The sequence below is a fragment of the Streptomyces sp. KL116D genome (assembly GCF_030766975.1).
In the GTDB taxonomy this organism is placed as follows: Bacteria; Actinomycetota; Actinomycetes; order Streptomycetales; family Streptomycetaceae; genus Streptomyces; species Streptomyces longispororuber_A.
The window spans coordinates 60,566-76,453 of sequence record NZ_JASERH010000154.1 but is presented as its reverse complement, the minus strand read 5'-3'; the positions used below and the strand labels follow the sequence as shown (position 1 = coordinate 76,453).

The following is a 15,888-nucleotide window of genomic DNA, read 5'->3' as shown; positions in this document are numbered from 1 at the left end:
GATCGCCAACCCCCGCCACGAGCGCCGTGACCGGGCACGCCTGGCGCTGGCTCAGCGCCGTTTGGCGAAGAAGGCCAAGGGCGACGGTGCCAACCGGCGCAAGGCCCGGCAGAAGGTCGCCAAGATCTACGCCCGCATCGCTGACCGGCGCCGTGACGGGCTGCACAAGCTGACCACCCGACTCGTTCGTGAGAACCAAACGATCGTGATCGAGGATCTGACCGTGCGGAACATGGTCAGGAACCGGAGTCTGGCCCGCGCCATCAGTGATGCGGCGTGGTCGCAGTTCCGGGGGCTGCTGGAGTACAAGGCGGACTGGTACGGGCGGGAAGTGATCGCGGTCGACCGGTTCTTCCCCTCCTCCAAGCTGTGCTCCACCTGCGGCACTCTCCAGGAGAGGATGCCGCTGCACGTCCGCACCTGGACGTGCGACTGCGGCACGACCCACGACAGGGACGTGAACGCAGCGAAGAACCTTTTGGCCGCCGGACTGGCGGTATCGGCCTGCGGAGCTGGTGTAAGACCTCAACGGAGTTCTCCGGACGGGCAGTCGGCGATGAAACAGGAAGCTTCCCGGCGCGAGCCGGGAAGCCCCCGCCGTTAGGCGGGGGAGTGTCACGACACCTCCTGCCTGCTGAGGCCGGTGGCCCGGGGAAAGGTCACGGCTGCCTCGCAGAGACGGTGGCGGATGGTGAGCGAGGCGTGTACCTCGTCGCCGTTGGCGGTGGTGTAGATGTGCGGGACGTCGGCGGGCCAGTGGGCGTGCCCGCCGGCCGGGACCACGACCGGCCTGCGGGCCGGGCCGACCCGGGCGCTGCCCGAGAAGACGGTCAAGTGCTCGGTGACGCCGCGCTGGTGGGGCGGGGAGACCTGGGTGATGCCGGGGCGGATGCGGATCCGGTACAGCTCCGAGGTGGCCTCGTGGTCGGTGAACGTCTCCAGGAGCGTGGCGGAGACCGCGGTGCCGTGCACCTCCTCCGGACGCCCCGCCGGATCGGGATCGGCGAGCAGGACGGCCAGCGGGATGCGGAGCTGGGTGGATATCGCGTAGAGGGTCTCGAGGGTCGGATTGCGGGTGCCGGTTTCCAGACCGGACAGCGTCGCCTTGCCGATCGACGCCCGCTGGGCCAGTTCCGACAGCGACAGACCGTACAGCCGTCGCAGCGTTCTGACACGCCGCCCGACCTCCACGGCGAATGGTTTGGTCATCTTCTCCACATTCCTTTCCGTTCCGAAAAAGGAACCTCTATGTCTTGCGCCGGGCGTTCCGAATTCGGAACGAGAGGCATTCCTTGACAGTGAACTCAGCGGCGTGTTCACCTGTTTGAGGCGAGATGAAACCTCCTACTAAAAGGTGGGTCATGGCTCAGCAGATATCGGATTTCGCGCTTTCCGACGCTCAGATCGAGCAGTTCAACGAGAATGGATTCATCGGTCCGTTCGACGTGTACGAGCCGGAGGAGATGGACCGCAGCCTGAAGGCGCTGCGGCCCAAGCTGATCAACACGAAGACGTCGATCTACCAGCAGAGCGGTGCCGTCTCCGGCACCACCAACCTGGCCAACTACGACCGTCACCTCGACGTCGACTTCCTGGCCGACCACATCACCCAGCCCAGCATCGTGGGGCCGGTGACCAGCCTGGTCGGGCCCGACGCGCTCTGCTGGCGCACCGAGTTCTTCCCCAAGTACCCGGGCGACGAGGGCACCGACTGGCACCAGGCCGACAACTTCTCCAACGTGGCCGGCTCGAAGTACCCGCAGATCGTGTGGCCCGAGGACGCGGAGTTCGGCGGCACCATCACCGTGTGGACCGCGTTCACCGACGCCACCGTCGAGAACGGCTGCCTGCAGTTCATCCCGGGCTCGCACAAGACGATGAACTACGACGAGTCCAAGGTGATGGAATACGACGCGGATTCCATCAACAAGAAGGAGAAGGACGGCGTCAGGCGCGGTTTCTTCGGCTATGACTACCGGCAGCTCCAGAAGGACCCGAATTGGAGCCCGGACGAGTCCAAGGCCGTCTCGATGGAGATGCGCAAGGGCCAGTGCATCGTCTTCTGGTCGACGCTCATGCACGCCTCGCACCCGCACAACGGCCTGACCGACCAGATGCGCCTCGGCTTCGCGGCCCGCTACCTGCCGACGTCCGTCCGCGTCTACCCGTACTCCGACGCGCTGGTGGAGTTCGGCGGCGAGGCCAGCCTCGACAAGTTCGGCAACGTCCTGGTCGCCGGCAAGGACGGCTACGGACACAACCGCTTCGTCGACCGGACCGTCACCGGTCGTCCCTTCGTCACGCGATAGGAGGCCAACTCGATGGCCAGCACAGAGATCGAGTCCTGGGTCGTGGACACCTGCCGCGAACTGGGGCTGCTGGTGGAGGCACCCGGCGACGACTTCTTCGCCGGCGGCGGCAACTCGCTGACCGCGGTCCGCCTCATCGCCAAGGCCGAGGAGCGGTTCGGCGAGGACAGCCTGATGCCCGACGACCTCTTCGAGCGCAGCACGGTCCAGGAGATCGCCGCGACGATCCAGGCGAGCCGGGACCGGTCCCGGGTCCTGGACTGACAGGAGTTCGGCATGGACAGGCTGACCGGCGGCGACGTGGCGCTCGCCGTGCACCGGCGGATCAACCGCACCGCCGTGCCCTACCCCGACGACCGGGGCGTCAAGGAGCTGTTCGAGGCGGTCGCCGCCCGCCTGCCGGAAGCGACCGCGCTCGTCCACCGGGACCGGGTGATCACCTACCGCGACCTGAACCGGGCGGCCAACGGGGTCGCCGCGGAGTTGCGGCGCCGCGGCGTCGCCCCGGGGGCCGCCGTCGTGATCGGGGTGGGGCGCTCGCCCGAGCTGATCGCCGCGATCCTCGGCGTGCTCAAGTGCGGCGGCCACTACGTCCCGGTGGACCTCGGCTGGCCGGCCGAGCGCATCCGGTCGGTCCTCGCGCAGACCGGTGCCGCGCACCTCGTCACCGACGCACCGGAGGCGGTCGCCGGCCGGTTCCCCGGACTCGACGTCCTGTCGCCGGACGTCCCGCCCGTCGAGGCGGACCCGGCGCTGCGGACGGGTCCTGACGACCTCGCCTATGTCAACTTCACCTCCGGCTCCACCGGCCGGCCCAAAGGCGTGCCGATCCGGCACCGCAGCATCGCCCGCCTGGTCTTCGACGCCCGGTACGCCCGGCTCGGCGAACGCACCAGGATCCTCCAGCTCGCGCCCGTCTACTTCGACGCGGCGACGTTCGAGATCTGGGGCGCGCTGCTGCACGGCGGGACGTGCGTGCTCTACCCGTCGCCGTGGATCCGGCTGTCCGAGCTCAAGCGGACCGTCGCCGCGCACGGCGTCACCGTGGTCTTCCTGACCACGGCGCTGTTCAACACCGTGGTGGACGAGGGGCCCGCCGCCCTCGACCAGGTCGAAACCGTCCTGACCGGCGGCGAGTTGCACTCGATGCGGCACCTGCGCAAGGCCGTGGCCCGCTACGGCCCCGGCAAGGTCGTCAACGTGTACGGCCCGACCGAGTGCACGACGTTCGCCACCTACTCCCCGCTCGACCTGGACGGGCTGCCGGAGTCCGTCGCCGACCTCCCGATCGGGCTCCCCCTGCAGAACACCCGGCTGTACGTGGTCGACGGCGACATCCTGTGCCCGCCCGGCCGGGTCGGCGAGATCTGCCTGGCAGGTCCCGGCCTTTCGCCCGGTTACCTCGACGCGCGCGACGCGGCCCGCGGGCACTTCGTGGAGCGCGAGATCGACGGGGTCCGCGAACGGCTGTACCGGACCGGCGACCGCGGGCGGCTGCGCGCGGACGGCGAGGTCGTTTTCGAGGGCCGCCTTGACGACCAGGTGAAGATCAACGGATTCCGGATCGAACTCAGCGAGGTCGCCCACCACCTCGACCGGCACCCCGGAGTGCGGTTCAGTCACGTGGCGGTCGGCGAGAACGGCGCGGGGGAGAAGACACTGATCGCGTTCGCGGTCCCGCGCGACGACCGGTGCACGGCGCAGGAGATCACGGAGTTCCTGGGCGTGCACCTGCCGGGTTACATGGTGCCGACGGCGATCCATCTGCGGGACTCCCTCCCTCTGTCCGGAACCGGCAAGGTGGACCGGCAGGCTCTGGTGACGGAGTACGCCGTAGGGGGTGCGCAGTGAGCGGCGCCTCCTGGGAGACGCCGGAGCACGCGGAGTTCCGTACGCGGGTGCGCGACGTGCTGGCGGAGACGGTCCTCCCGCACGCCGACCGGTGGGAGGAACAGGGCCGGCCCGATCCCGCCGTGTGGAAGGCCCTCGCGGCCGAGGGGCTGCTCGCCCTCGGTCACCACGGTGAGGCGTTCCTCGACAGCGCGATCCTCCTGGAGGAGCTGGGCCGCACCGGCTACGCGGGCGTCCGTGCCGGCATCGGCGTGCACGCCTACATGGCCACCTCGTACCTCGACCTGTTCGGCACGCCCGAGCAGAAGGAGGCGTACCTGGAGCCGGCCCGCCGGGGCGAACGCGTCGCCGCGCTCGCCATCACCGAGGCGGACGCCGGCTCGGACCTCAGCAGGCTCAGCACCCGGGCCCGCCCCCGTGACGGCGGCGGTCTGCTGGTCGACGGCGAGAAGCTGTACGTCGCCAACGGCTCGCAGGCGTCGTTCTTCGTCGCGCTCGTGCGCACCCGGGAGGAGGCCGCGGCACCCCGCCGGGGCCTGACCGGCGCGAGCCTGCTGCTGATCGACGCCGACACCCCGGGGGTGCGGCGCACCGCACAGCGGATGCTGGGCTGGCGTTCCGCCGACATCTGCACGGTCGTCCTCGACGACGTCGCCGTCCCCGACGACCGGGTGCTCGGCCGCAAGGACCACGCGCTGATGCACGTGATCCGCGGCCTGGACTTCGAGCGGCTGGTCGCCGGGCTCCTCGCGGTCGGCGGCGTCGCCCACTGTCTCGACCTGCTGAACGGTCACATCCGCCGCCGCCGGGTCAAGGACACCCCGCTGTACGGGCACCAGGTCGTGCGCCACGCGTTCGCCGAGCTCACGGCCGACCACGAACTGGTCACCCAGTACGGCCGTCACGCGGCCCTGTTGCACAGCCGCGGCGAACTGGACAGCCGCACGGCGACCGTGCTCAAGCTCAAGGCGACCGAACTCGCGGTGCGGGCTGCTCACGTCTGTCTCCAATTCCACGGGGCGCAAGGGTGCCTGGACGAGTCCACGGCGGCCCGGCTCTACCGCGATGCCTCGGCGGGCACGATCGCGGCCGGTGCCAGTGAGCTGCTACGCGAGCTGATCTGAGGCGCCGACCGGCGTCGGCCGGTCGGCGAACCGGGCGTCGGTGAACCGGGCCGCCCGGCCGATCGAGGTGGCGACCTGGGCCCGCGAACCGACGTCGAGCTTCTTGAAGATCCGGCCGAGGTGGGTCTCGACGGTCTTGTGGCTGAGCCGCAGCGCGCGGGCGATCTGCTGATTGGTGCAGCCGTCGCTGACCAGCACCGAGATCTCCCGCTCCCGGCTGCTCAGCCGGGCGAGACGGGCGTCGGCCGACTGGGCCGGCGCGCTCGTGGCCAGGTCGTCGGTGTGGTCCAGGTAGCCGTGGGCCCCACGGTCGCGCAGCAGGTCCTGCGCCTCGTCGAGCTGGCGGCGGGCCACCGCGGAGTCGATGCCCGCCCAGGCCGCCGCGACGGCCAGATGGGCGCGGACCACGTCGAGCGGCCGGCCGGCCCGGGTCAGCGTGACGACCGCGCTGGACGCGAAGACGGCGGCCCTGAGCGGATCGGTGACCCGGTGGTGGTGGGCCCGCGCCAGCAGCGCCAGACCCGTCGCACCCGGCAACCGCAGCCGGCCCGCGGCCTCTTCGGCCACCGTCGCCCACCGCCCCGCCTCGGTCGCCGAACCGCGCCGTTCCCCTTCGAGACGGGCGAGGACCTCGGCGACGGCGGGCACCATCGAGACGACGGGGAACGAGGCGGCACGCCGCACGGTCCCGGTCGACAGGAGTTCCCTGCACAGCTCCTGGTCGCCCGTGTCGAAGGTCGTCTCCAGCAGCGACAGCCGCACGCGGTCCGCCCACGGCTCGCGCCACGCCTCCGCCCGCCGGGCCGCCTCCCGCGCCGTGCGCAGGGCCGCCGCCCGGTCGCCGCCGATCCACGCGGCCCGGGCGAGCCCGGCCCCCGCTTCGGCCAGCAGGCAGTCGCTGCCGATCCGGTCCGCCGCGCGCATCGCCCGGTGCCCCGACTCGATCGCCAGGTCGACGCGCCCGAGCCGCAGCCTGACCTCGGCGAGACCGGTCGCGAACTGCGGTACCAGGTGGTCGAGTTCGTGGGCCGCGGCGATGCCGAGACCCCGCTCGAAGTGCCGTGCGGCCGCCGCGTCCTGCTCCAGCCGGGCCAGGGACCTGGCCAGCCAGTACAGCGGGTCGAGCCGGCCGACGAGCACGGTGTCGTCGAGCCCGTCGAGCAGGGCCGCCACGCCGTCGAGCCGGGCGGTCGCCTGCGCGGTGCGGCCCGCGTCCACGTCCTGGGCACCGAGCAGCGCCCCTGCGTACGCCCGGGTCAGCGGGTCGGACCGGTCGGTGGCCCAGTGCGCCGCGGGCGGGGCGCCGCCGGGCAGCGGGGTGCCGCGCTCCAGCGCCGCCGCGAGCCGCGCCAGGTCGATCAGGGCGAGTGCCTCGGGTTCGCCGGAGACGTCCGGCCGCACCGCGTCCAGCAGCGACTCGGCCAGGGCGTAGCGGCCCAGCAGGCGCTGGGCGCGGGCCCGCCACTCGGCGGCCTCCGCCCGCAGGACGAGCGGGACTTCGGCGCCGGGCGACGCGGTCCGGTCGAGGACGTCGAGGGCCTCGCTGGGCCGTCCGGCGACGACCAGGGCCTTGCCGGTGCGCACCCGCTGCGCGTAGAGGAGGGTGCCGTCCCCGGGCGCGCAGGGGTGGTCGGCCGGTCGTGGCAGCAGGCCCGAGCGGACGCGGTCGGCGACCGGCGTCCGGTGCGGTCCGGGTGCTGCCTCGGCGTGGGCGCACGGGGCGGGCAGCGGGAGGAGCCCGGTCGCCGCGGTGTGCGCGGCGAGCCGCCACCGCTCACTCGTGGAGTGGTAGGCGGTGGCCCGCAGCAGGGAGTGCCGGAACCGGTACTGGTCGGCGAGTTCGCCGGGCCTGACGATGTCCTCGCGCAGCAGTTCGGCGACGGCGTCGGAGAGGCGCTCGGCGGGCAGTTCGGTGAGGGACCGCAGCTCCTGGAGGGTGAACGCGTCACCGAGGACCGCCGCGGACTGCGCGACGAGCCAGCCGTCGCCCGTCACGGCGCGGAACTCCTCCAGGTAGCGGGTGAAGGGGGTGAGTCCGGGGGCGTCGGGCGCGGTCCCGCCGTAGGCGCGGGGCGCCGCCGCCAGGGCGAGGAGCAGCCCCGGGTTGCCGCCCGCCCGGCCGGTCAGGGCCCTGCGCAGCGGCCTGGCCGTCCCCTCGGGCAGGAGCGCGTCGAGCTCCGGCTCGGGCAGGGGCCGAGTTCGATCCGGTGCGTGCCCGGCACGGACGCCAGAGTCCGCGCAGGCGCAGCGGGGACTGGCGGTCGCGATGGGCGACCACGATGACGAGGCGGGCGTCGGCGGCCTGCGCACGAGCTCTCCAGCAGGTCGAGCGAGGCCGGTCCGCCCAGTGGACGTCGTCCAGGGCGAGCGCCAGACCGCTCGACTCGGTGAGCCCGCGCGCACGCGCTGACGCAGCGCCGATCCCATCGGGCCGGGCGCGACCGGGCCGGGCGCGGCTGCGGGCCCGGCCGTCAGGTCCAGGGCGGGGAACACCGCCGAGCACCTGCCGGCAGGCGATCGGCAGGTTCCGCAGAACCGTGCCGGCCCGGTCGGCGAAAATCTCGTCGAACGCGTCGGAGAACAACTGATAGGGCGCGGCGCCGGCGGCGGGCCCGCCGCGGCGTGCGCGACGGACCAGCCCTGCTTTCTGGCGTCGTCGAGTATCCGGTGCAGCAACCGGGTCTTCCGATCCAGGGCTGTCCCAGAATCTCCACGACGGCGGAGTCGTACTCTGCGGGTCGAATAGACGGCCGGCCCGTATCCGCTTTCGTCGGACCGGCCGGTCGGAAATCCGGCCGTGGAGTGCGTCACGTTCCATGAACGGCGATCCTTCCTGGAGCCGCGCGCGCTCGCGACGGCCGGCTCTCGCCCGCCATCGCGCGGCGCAGACTCAGCGGCCGCGGCTATCGGTCCAGTGCGCCTCGATGTATTCCTAGGCACTGCGTCGCTGGCGGTCGGCTCGAGCACGGCACGCCAGCCGGCCGGAATCTCTTTTCCGTCGGGCCAGATCGAGTCACCGCTCCTCTTCGTTGATCACAACGACATGGCGCTCGGAACTGTCGGTAGACACACTCATCTCCCTACATGACCTTTGGCTGGTGGCAACTGCAGGCAAGGGCTGTCGATCTGCCCGTCGAGCCGATTGAGCGAAATCCTATTCGCAGGCGCTCAAGAAGGGCTTGAAGTTGCCATAGGCGACGCGGGCCGGCCCGGCAGGAGAGCCGAACGCGGCCCGAAATTCCGCGGAAGCCGCGTTTGGGCGCAGGTCAATTAGCGGGAAGGCCGCTCCGCGCCCAAGATCACGCGTACTCTTCGGCTCCGCGCGAGCCTGCCGGAGCTCGCCGGCGATCTCGGTGGACCCGGGCGAGGAGGTGAGCGGCCGCCCGGCCGGCACGGACAGTGGGCGGCGGGCGCGGTGGTGTGACCGCGGACCACGCACCGGCCTCGGACGGGGGCACGCGCGGGTCCCCGGCACCGGTCATGGCGATCACCGGGCAGGTGAGCGAGCGACCGGGCGGCGCGATAGGTCTCCACTCGCCTCGAAGTCGGCGCGGAGGGCGGGCAGCGCCAGCCTGAGGAGGCCCGGATGCTCCGGCGGAAGGCCGTCCGCCGCGCGTTCAGGTGCAAGCCACCTCGGCGAGGACCGCGTCGTCGCCGAGGTGGTGGAAGCGCCGGTCCTGGCGGCAGGAACGGGCCGCGCCGGGCGGAGCGCCACGAGCAGGGCCGCGGGGCGGCCGTCGGCCTCCAGGCGGCGGGCCAGCTCGTAGGCGACGACGGCGCCCATGCTGTGGCCGAACAGCGCGAGGGCGTGGTGTCGGGGTCCAGCAGACGGAAGAGCGCGTCGGCGAGCGGCGCGATGGACCGGGCCGCCGGCTCCTCGCGCCGGTCCCGCGGCCGGGGTACTGCACGGCCAGGATCGCTCACCTCCGGTGCCAGGGCTTGGGAGAAGGGGAGGTAGTCGCCGGCCGAACCGCCCGCGTGCGGCACGTGCAGCAGTCGTGGCGCCCGTGGCAGCGCGGGCCTGAACTGCCGGATCCACAGGTCGCGTTCGACCGGGGCGCGGTGGGCAGGGTGGGCGCGGTCATCGGCGCAGGGCGGACTCGGTGAGGACGCACGGCGGTAGAAGAGCTGTGCGTCGTCCTCGTCGAGCAGCCCGCGACGCGCCGTGCAGCTGGAGCGTCTCCGTCGCGGTGTCCACGGCGAGTTCACGGGCCAGGCGCAGCGCGTGCGCGGCCGTCCGCACAGTGGATCAGACTGCGGACGGCTTCGAGCCGGGCGGTGCCAGCGCCGCGAGCCGGAAGGCGGACTCGGTGCGCGCCGAGCGGCTTAAGCCGAGACGCGGTCCTAAGCGGCGGGCGTGCGCGGTGGCGAGGTCCAGGCGCGGCTCAGACCGCCAGGCAGGCGGCCTGACCGAGCGGATCCGGTCGGTCAGGGCGCGGGGTCGGCGAGCCGTCCGGACAGCACGAGCGGCACTGCCGGCGGCCACCTCGACGGTGAAGAGCCCGCTCGCCGCCGAGGCTCTGGCGCGCTCGGTCAGCCGGACGCTCCGGCCGAGTCGAGCTCGACGCGACGCCGAACGCGGCGCCGTCCACGGTGAGCAGCAGGTCGGCCTGGCCCGGTCCGCGCAGCGCACGAAGCGCCGGTCGGGCCCGGCCGAAGCGCCGCCGCGAGCTCGCCCGCCCGCAGCGCGTCGAGCAGTTCCGCCGTGCGCGCGGCGGCCGCGCGGGGAGCGCGGCGAGCGCCTCGACGGCCGCCACCGTGTCGAGGTAGCCCGCGGTAGAGGGTCTCGCCCAGCAGTTCGGCGACGGGCAGGAGTCCCGCGGGTCGTGCAGCGCGCCCGCCTGGGCCAGCGCGGCCCTACACGGCGCCTCTGGGCGGACGCGCCTCGGCGGACAGCGGGCGTTCGCCGAGCCGGCGCAGCACGGGCGCAGCTCGGGCGCGGAGACGTCGCTCAGCGGGTCGGCAGCGGTCAGCGTGGTCGTCACAGCAACTCCAGGTGCGAGGTCGCGATGGTGCGCAGCATCACCTCGGACGTGCCCGAGGCGAGGGTGAGCGTCGGGGCGTAGCGCAGCGCCCGCGCGACGCGGCCGAGGTCCGGCGCGTCGGTCCTGGTTGGTCAACAGGCCGTCCCTGCCGCGCAGTTCGAGGCTAGAACCGGGCCACTTCGCGCGCCTGCTCGGTGACGTACCACTTGGACATGGCGGCCAGCACCGGATCGGCCCGGCCGCGTCGAGTCCTGCCACCATCCGCCAGGCGAGGGCGTGTCCGGCCGTCAGCCGCGCGTCGAGCTCGGTGTACCGGTCCCGCAGGGCGTCGGGGACCGCGTCGGCCACCGAGTCGAGCCAGTGCCGGATCTTGGCGTGGAAGTCGATGCCGGTCCGCTCGAGGACGAGCAGTTCGCTGATCATCCGCCAGCCGTCGTCCACCTCGCCGAGCACGTCGTCGCGGGTCAGCCGGACGCCGTCGACGGAGATCTCGCAGAAGGCGTCGTCGGTGAGGTTCGGCAGCGTACGGATCGTCACGCCGGGGAGCGCAGCGGGAGCAGGAAGAGCCCGATGCCGGGCATGGTGCCGGGTACGGTGATCGCCGCGCACAGCGCCGTGTCGGCGAACCCGGACTTCTGGTTGAACACCTTGGTGCCGTACAGCCGCCAGGCGCCGTCGCCGTCGGGCTCGGCCCGCGTGGTCATCCGGCTGAGGTCGACCCGGCCTGCGGCTCGGACGAACAGTACGGTGGCGATCTGTTCGCCGCGCGCCACCGCCGGAGCAGCGCGGCGCGTTGGGCGTCGGTGCCGCGTGTCGAGGACGAAGCGTCCCACGATGTCGACGCTCAGCACGTGCGCGTCGTCCGGCACCCCGGCGAGGATCATCCCCTCGGTGACCACGGCGGACTCGTAGTGGCCGAGCCCGGCGCCGCCGTACCGCTGGGCCAGCTCGGCGCGAGCCAGCCGCGCTCGCCGAGCAGCCGGTAGGTCTCCAGCAGCCCCGGCTCCTCGCCGGGCGGCAGCCGCCGGATCGGCCGACCTCCTCCTGGACGCGGTCGGAGCGCAGCAGCGCGCGCACCTCTCGCGGAAGGCGCTTTGCGCGGGGGTCGGCCGGGTGTCGGGCACGCCGGCCACGGGCAGGTTCGTCATGGTCACATCGACCCCTGGTGACGAGCAGCGCGCCGAGCGTCCTGCCCAACTCCGCGACCTCGCGGAGGGCGCATCATTCCGTAGTGGTCGCCGGGCACCCGGCGCATGATCACCGCACTCGCTGGTCCAGGCCGCCCAGTCGTCGGCGGTGGACGCGGGAGTCCTCGCGAGCAGCAGGTCGATCCGCCCGTCGTACTGCTCGGGACGCCGCACCGCGGCCGTCGAGATGATCGCGCGGAAGACCTCCATGCGGCGTCGCATCAGGTCGGCGGAGCCGGGCGGCACCAGACCCGACTCGACGAGCGCGCGTCGATGACCCGGTCGGCCTGTTCCGACTCGTCCAGCGCGGCCAGCTCCTCCACGGCGCCGGCGTTGGCGGGTCGACCCGGCCGTCAGCGCGCGAGGCTCTCGGCGAACATGGCGCGCAGCAGCGCCGCGTCCGGTGCCTCGTCCAGCATGGGCGGCCGCTGCGTCCAGCATCGCGAGCAGGGTGACCCGGCGCCGCGCGGCGCAGCCGCACCGCGGTCGCGCGTGCGAGGCCGCCGCCGACCGACCAGCCGACGAGCCGGTACGGCCCCTCGGGCGCCACCCGGAGCACGGCGTCGGCGTACGCCCCGGCCATCTCTCCGATGGACGCCGGGAGTTCGCCCTCGTCCAGGCCCGGCAGGGAGATCCCGTAGTACGGATGCCGGCCGGCAGTTCACGGCGGAGCGCGGCGTACGCGCGACGAGCCGCTGCTCGCGCTGGAAGAGGAAGACCGGGGCCTGTCCGGGGTCGCCGGGCAGCAGCGCGGCACCACGAGGTCCGCGGGCTCGGCGTCGGCCGCCGGCCGGTCGGGACGCTTCGCGGCCAGCGCGTCGTCGGCCGCGGTCACCAGGGCGGTCAGGGTGGGCCGGTGGAGGAACTCGCCGAGGTCCAGGGCGATTCCGGTCCGCTCCCGGATCTCCACGACGAGCGCCGCGGCCTGGAGCGAGCCGCCGCCGAGGGTGAAGAGGTCGTCGTCCCCCCTGGCCTCCGGCACGTCGAGCGCCGCGCGCCACAGCCCGGTGATCAGCTGCCCCAGCGCGGACCAGGATCCGGGCGCCGGCGCGGGGAGCCGCTCCGTGTCGTCCGGCGCCGCGGTGGGCGGACGCCGGGGACGGGCCCGTTCAGCGCGAGGCGCGCTCAGCGGGGTGCCGGGCGCCGTGACCATGGTCTCCAGCACGGTCCGCAGATCGGCCAGCAGACACTCGACGCGGGACCGGTCGAACAGTTCGGTCGAGATACTCGGCGGTCAGCTCCAGCGCGTGCGTGGAGGTGCGGGCGGCGCTCAGCGTGAGGTCGAAGCGCGACGTGCCGAGCGACACGTCGCACGACTCCACGCGCAGGTCGCCGAGCGTGAACCCCTCGACGCGGGACTCGCTGGTCACCAGCGCGACCTGGAACAGCGGGTTGCGGGCGCCGGACCGCGTGGGCCGCTGCCGGGCCACGACCTGGTCGAGACGGCAGCTCCTGGTGGCGGTGGGCGTCCGTCACGACCTCGGCGGTGCGATCGAGCAGCGTGCTCAGCGACGGGTCGCCCGCGGTGCTGGTGCGCAGCACGAGCGTGTTGGGGAAGAAGCCGATCAGCGGTTCCAGTTCGGGCCGGACCCGGCCGGCGAAGACGGTGCCGACGGTGATGTCGGTGCTCTCGGCCCAGCGGCTCAGCACCGCGTTCAGCGCGGTGTTGAGCACGGTGAGCAGGGGGCCCTCGTGCGCCGCCGTCAGGGCCTGGGCCAGCCGGGGCGGCAGCGCCACCCGGTGATCGTCTCGCCGGCCCAGGTGGGTTTGCGCGGCCGCGGCCGGTCGGCGGGCAGCACCGTCGTGGACGGCTCCCGCCAGCTGCCGCGACCAGTACTCCGCCTGCCGCTCGCCCACGGTCCGCGATCCGGTCGCGTTGCCAGGCGGCGTAGTCCGTGTACTCGCACGCCCGGGGCCGACGGGGCAGGTCCGTCCCGTTGAGCCCGGCCAGGTAGTCCCGGCTGAGTTCGCCGACGAGCAGCGGGATCGACCAGTCGTCCACGACGGCGTGGTGCAGGATCAGGGCGAACACGTGGTCGTCGGGGGCGAACCGCCACAGCCGCGCCCGCAGCGGGGCGGCCGCGGCGAGGTCGAACGGCTCCGGGCCGCCCGCGCGACGTGCTCGCGCACCGCCCGCTCCCGCCCGTCCGCGTCGAGCCCCGGCAGGTCCTCCAGCGGGAGCGGCACGGACGCGGGCGGCTCCTCGACGATCTGCCGGTCCGGGGCGAACCGGGTGCGCAGCACCGCGTGCCTCCCCGCGAGCCCGGTGACGGCCCGGCCGAGGGCGGCCACGTCCAGCGGGCCGCGCAGCCGCAGCACCACGGGCGTGTGGTAGATCGCCTGATGGTCCATCAACTGGTCGAGGAACCACATGCGTTGCTGGGCGTACGACAGCCGCGGTGCCCGGCGGCAGCGGCGCGATCGGGCCGGGCAGCTCGCCGCGCCCGCGCACCGCCTCCTTGGCGCGGAGGCGGGCGAGCAACTCGGCGCGCCGCTCGGGGACAGCCCGGCCAGGCGCTCGCGCAGAGCGGTGTCCATCAGGCGTCCTCCAGGTCGTCGAGCAGCTCGGCCAGCAGGTCGTCGTCGGCCGCGGCCAGTTCCTCGGCCTCGATGAGCTCGGCGAGACCGGCGATGGTCGAGGCGCGGAAGAAGGCGCGCAGCTCCAGGCTGATCCCGAAGGCGTCGCGCACCCGCGACGTGATCTGGGTGATCCGCAGCGAGTTTCGCCGCCCAGCGAGAAGAAGTCGTCGTGCACGCCGAGGTCCGTGCTGCCCAGGACCTCGCCCCAGATCTCGGCGAGCCTGCGCTCCGTCGGCGTGCGCGGCTCGGTGCGCTTCGGACGCGGCCGGGCGGTCCGGATCGGGCAGCCTGGCGTGGTCGATCTTGCCGTTGGCGTTCAGCGGGAAGGAGTCGACGGCGACGAACGCGGCGGGGACCAGACCGGCGGGCAGCAGCGCGGAGAGCTCCGCGCGCAGCGCCGCGGTGTCGGGCGCGGCGCCGTCGTCCGTCACGAGGTGCGCGACGAGGGCGCCGTCCCGCAGCGTCACCAGGGCCTGCCGGATCCCCGGCCGGTCGGTGAGCACCGCCTCGATCTCGCCCGGTTCGACGCGCAGGCCGCGTACCTTCAGCTGCCGGTCCACCCGGCCGTGGAAGGTGAGGACGCCGTCGGGGCGGCGGATCGCCAGGTCACCGGTGCGGTAGACCCGGCTGCCCGGCGGGCCGAAGGGGTCGGGCAGGAACTTCTCCGCGGTCAGCCCCGGACGGCCGAGATAGCCGCGGGCCACACCGGTCCCGCCGATGTGCCAGCTCGCCGGGGACCCCGTCGGGCGCGAGGTCGCCGCGCTCGTCCACGACGCTACGCCCGGTAGCCGGCCAGCGGCGGCAGGCCGATGGGCGGCGGGCCGTCCAGCGGGCCGGGGACGAGGTGGTCGATGCAGGCGACGGTCGCCTCGGTGGGCCCGTAGGCGTTGTGGAACTCGCGGCCCGGCACGTTCCACCGGTTGACCAGGTCACCCGGGTAGGGCTCAAGACCCACGAACAGGGCCCGCAGAGCGGAAGGCGTCCGCGTCGAGCTCGCCGAGGATCGCCGGGGGCAGGTCGGTCACCGTGACCGCCGTGGAGCGCATCAGTTCGGCGAGCCCGTCGAAGTCGTGCAGCACTCGACCGGCGCCTGGACGAGCGCCGCGCCGCTGGTGAGCGCCGAGAAGAAGTCGAAGACGCTGACGTCGAAGGCCGGGTTGGCGAACTGGAGGACGCGGTCGCCGGGCGCGAGCCGGAAGGTCCCGACGATGGTGAGCACGAACTCGACGACCTGACGGTGCTCCACCACCACGCCCTTGGGGCGGCCGGTGGAACCCGAGGTGTAGATGACGTAGGCCGCGGAGGCGGGGTCGACGACCCGCGCGGAACCGTCGTCGCCGTCGTCGCTCTCCTCGGTGTCGGGCGCGTCCAGCAGGACCGGCGACACCCCTCGGGCAGCAGCCCGGCGACGTCGCCCACGGTCACCACGGTCCGGCAGCCCGCGTCGTCGAGCATCCACGCGATCCGGTCCGCCGGATAGCCGGGGTCCATCGGCAGGTACGCCGCGCCCGCCTTGAGCACCGCGAGCAGCGCCGTGGGCAGTTCGGGGCCGCGCGGCAGCAGCACGCCGACGATCTCGCCCGTCTCGGTGCGCCGCCGCAGCCGCCGGGCCAGCCGGTCGGCGCGGGCGTTCAGTTCGCCGTACGAGACGGTGGTGCCCTGGAACAGGCAGGCAGGGGCGTCGGGGTCGGCGGCGGCCCGCTCCTCGAAGAGCTGGTGGAGCAGCCGGCCGCGCGCACCGGGCGCGTCGGGCCCGGTGCTGTGGCGCAGCGCGAGGCCCGCCGCTCGGAGCCGAGCAGATCGAGGCCGGACAGCGGCACGGTGGGGTTGGCGCACACCTGGTCGAGCACGG

General features: G+C 73.4%; 18 protein-coding genes and 4 pseudogenes. 5 read left to right on the top strand and 17 right to left on the bottom strand.

What is annotated here, in order from left to right; translation table 11 throughout:
- Positions 1–604: RNA-guided endonuclease TnpB family protein (locus tag RBJ77_RS61375; protein WP_372352829.1), on the top strand; the 604-nt coding region annotated here is incomplete at its 5' end.
- Between the two features lie 11 nt (positions 605–615).
- Here RBJ77_RS61375 and RBJ77_RS61370 read toward each other — a convergent pair.
- On the bottom strand, positions 616–1,209 hold the full coding sequence (locus RBJ77_RS61370) for a helix-turn-helix domain-containing protein (RefSeq protein WP_372352828.1): 594 nt from the start codon (positions 1,207–1,209) through the stop codon (positions 616–618).
- Positions 1,210–1,361: 152 nt separating this feature from the next.
- Here RBJ77_RS61370 and RBJ77_RS61365 point away from each other — a divergent pair, with 152 nt between their 5' ends.
- Genes RBJ77_RS61365 through RBJ77_RS61350 form a run of 4 tightly spaced genes read left to right on the top strand, consistent with a single transcriptional unit; the run spans position 1,362 to position 5,284 of the window.
- Positions 1,362–2,309, top strand: coding sequence for a chlorinating enzyme (locus RBJ77_RS61365; protein ID WP_255967975.1), 948 nt, complete (start codon positions 1,362–1,364; stop codon positions 2,307–2,309).
- 12 nt (positions 2,310–2,321) lie between these two features.
- Complete coding sequence (locus tag RBJ77_RS61360; protein ID WP_372352827.1) at positions 2,322–2,573, top strand: phosphopantetheine-binding protein; 252 nt, start codon at positions 2,322–2,324, stop codon at positions 2,571–2,573.
- A gap of 12 nt (positions 2,574–2,585) precedes the next feature.
- A complete protein-coding gene (locus tag RBJ77_RS61355) occupies positions 2,586–4,160 on the top strand; it encodes an amino acid adenylation domain-containing protein (RefSeq protein WP_372352826.1) in 1,575 nt (524 codons plus the stop codon).
- Positions 4,157–5,284 carry an acyl-CoA dehydrogenase family protein gene (locus RBJ77_RS61350; RefSeq protein WP_372352825.1) on the top strand — a complete coding sequence of 376 codons (1,128 nt, stop codon included), beginning with the start codon at positions 4,157–4,159 and terminating at the stop codon, positions 5,282–5,284. Before RBJ77_RS61355 ends, RBJ77_RS61350 begins: the two co-directional genes overlap by 4 nt.
- Here the strand turns inward: RBJ77_RS61350 and RBJ77_RS61345 are convergent.
- From RBJ77_RS61345 to RBJ77_RS61270, 16 genes and pseudogenes are all read right to left on the bottom strand, one after another.
- Positions 5,267–7,777 carry a LuxR C-terminal-related transcriptional regulator gene (locus RBJ77_RS61345; RefSeq protein WP_372352824.1) on the bottom strand — a complete coding sequence of 837 codons (2,511 nt, stop codon included), beginning with the start codon at positions 7,775–7,777 and terminating at the stop codon, positions 5,267–5,269. The two genes, RBJ77_RS61350 and RBJ77_RS61345, sit on opposite strands and share 18 nt — an antisense overlap.
- Positions 7,778–8,771: 994 nt before the next feature.
- Entirely contained in the window at positions 8,772–9,323 is a 552-nt protein-coding gene (locus RBJ77_RS61340; RefSeq protein WP_372352823.1) for a thioesterase domain-containing protein, read from the bottom strand.
- A gap of 42 nt (positions 9,324–9,365) precedes the next feature.
- Positions 9,366–9,527 (bottom strand): hypothetical protein, encoded by a 162-nt coding sequence (locus RBJ77_RS61335; RefSeq protein ID WP_372352822.1) that lies wholly within the window; start codon positions 9,525–9,527, stop codon positions 9,366–9,368.
- Between the two features lie 142 nt (positions 9,528–9,669).
- Complete coding sequence (locus tag RBJ77_RS61330) at positions 9,670–10,806, bottom strand: hypothetical protein (protein ID WP_372352821.1); 1,137 nt, start codon at positions 10,804–10,806, stop codon at positions 9,670–9,672.
- Positions 10,803–11,678, bottom strand: a complete 876-nt coding sequence (locus RBJ77_RS61325; RefSeq protein WP_372352820.1) for a hypothetical protein — start codon at positions 11,676–11,678, stop codon at positions 10,803–10,805. The genes RBJ77_RS61330 and RBJ77_RS61325 overlap by 4 nt, the downstream gene beginning before the upstream one ends.
- Positions 11,679–11,910: 232 nt before the next feature.
- Positions 11,911–12,084, bottom strand: a pseudogene (locus RBJ77_RS61320) (thioesterase domain-containing protein); the annotation flags it as partial.
- 33 nt (positions 12,085–12,117) lie between these two features.
- Positions 12,118–12,609, bottom strand: a complete 492-nt coding sequence (locus RBJ77_RS61315) for an acyl carrier protein (RefSeq protein WP_372352819.1) — start codon at positions 12,607–12,609, stop codon at positions 12,118–12,120.
- Positions 12,566–12,886, bottom strand: a complete 321-nt coding sequence (locus RBJ77_RS61310) for a hypothetical protein (RefSeq protein WP_372352842.1) — start codon at positions 12,884–12,886, stop codon at positions 12,566–12,568. The genes RBJ77_RS61315 and RBJ77_RS61310 overlap by 44 nt, the downstream gene beginning before the upstream one ends.
- 73 nt (positions 12,887–12,959) lie before the next feature.
- A pseudogene (locus RBJ77_RS61305) lies at positions 12,960–13,313 on the bottom strand (condensation domain-containing protein); the annotation flags it as partial.
- Between the two features lie 70 nt (positions 13,314–13,383).
- A pseudogene (locus RBJ77_RS61300) lies at positions 13,384–13,515 on the bottom strand (hypothetical protein); the annotation flags it as partial.
- Positions 13,476–13,994, bottom strand: a complete 519-nt coding sequence (locus RBJ77_RS61295; protein WP_372352818.1) for a condensation domain-containing protein — start codon at positions 13,992–13,994, stop codon at positions 13,476–13,478. The gene RBJ77_RS61295 and the pseudogene RBJ77_RS61300, both read right to left, overlap by 40 nt.
- Positions 13,994–14,740, bottom strand: coding sequence for a non-ribosomal peptide synthetase (locus RBJ77_RS61290; RefSeq protein WP_372352817.1), 747 nt, complete (start codon positions 14,738–14,740; stop codon positions 13,994–13,996). Before RBJ77_RS61290 ends, RBJ77_RS61295 begins: the two co-directional genes overlap by 1 nt.
- Before the next feature lie 71 nt (positions 14,741–14,811).
- The gene (locus tag RBJ77_RS61285; protein WP_372352816.1) at positions 14,812–14,991 is read right to left on the bottom strand and encodes a hypothetical protein; all 180 of its coding nucleotides are present in this window, start codon (positions 14,989–14,991) and stop codon (positions 14,812–14,814) included.
- Positions 14,981–15,115 carry a hypothetical protein gene (locus RBJ77_RS61280; protein ID WP_372352815.1) on the bottom strand — a complete coding sequence of 45 codons (135 nt, stop codon included), beginning with the start codon at positions 15,113–15,115 and terminating at the stop codon, positions 14,981–14,983. The genes RBJ77_RS61285 and RBJ77_RS61280 overlap by 11 nt, the downstream gene beginning before the upstream one ends.
- The gene (locus tag RBJ77_RS61275; protein WP_372352833.1) at positions 15,082–15,423 is read right to left on the bottom strand and encodes an AMP-binding protein; all 342 of its coding nucleotides are present in this window, start codon (positions 15,421–15,423) and stop codon (positions 15,082–15,084) included. Before RBJ77_RS61275 ends, RBJ77_RS61280 begins: the two co-directional genes overlap by 34 nt.
- Before the next feature lie 56 nt (positions 15,424–15,479).
- Positions 15,480–15,872 (bottom strand): annotated as a pseudogene (locus RBJ77_RS61270) (AMP-binding protein); the annotation flags it as partial.
- Between the last annotated feature and the right edge of the window lie 16 nt (positions 15,873–15,888).

What these genes read in the sequence shown, in the direction of transcription:
- RBJ77_RS61325 (WP_372352820.1), bottom strand. Translation starts at nt 11,678, where the DNA reads ATGCGACGCCGCATGGAGGTCTTCCGCGCGATCATCTCGACGGCCGCG.
- RBJ77_RS61360 (WP_372352827.1), top strand. Translation starts at nt 2,322, where the DNA reads ATGGCCAGCACAGAGATCGAGTCCTGGGTCGTGGACACCTGCCGCGAA.
- RBJ77_RS61370 (WP_372352828.1), bottom strand. Translation starts at nt 1,209, where the DNA reads ATGACCAAACCATTCGCCGTGGAGGTCGGGCGGCGTGTCAGAACGCTG.
- RBJ77_RS61365 (WP_255967975.1), top strand. Translation starts at nt 1,362, where the DNA reads ATGGCTCAGCAGATATCGGATTTCGCGCTTTCCGACGCTCAGATCGAG.
- RBJ77_RS61295 (WP_372352818.1), bottom strand. Translation starts at nt 13,994, where the DNA reads ATGGACACCGCTCTGCGCGAGCGCCTGGCCGGGCTGTCCCCGAGCGGC.
- RBJ77_RS61315 (WP_372352819.1), bottom strand. Translation starts at nt 12,609, where the DNA reads ATGGTCACGGCGCCCGGCACCCCGCTGAGCGCGCCTCGCGCTGAACGG.
- RBJ77_RS61355 (WP_372352826.1), top strand. Translation starts at nt 2,586, where the DNA reads ATGGACAGGCTGACCGGCGGCGACGTGGCGCTCGCCGTGCACCGGCGG.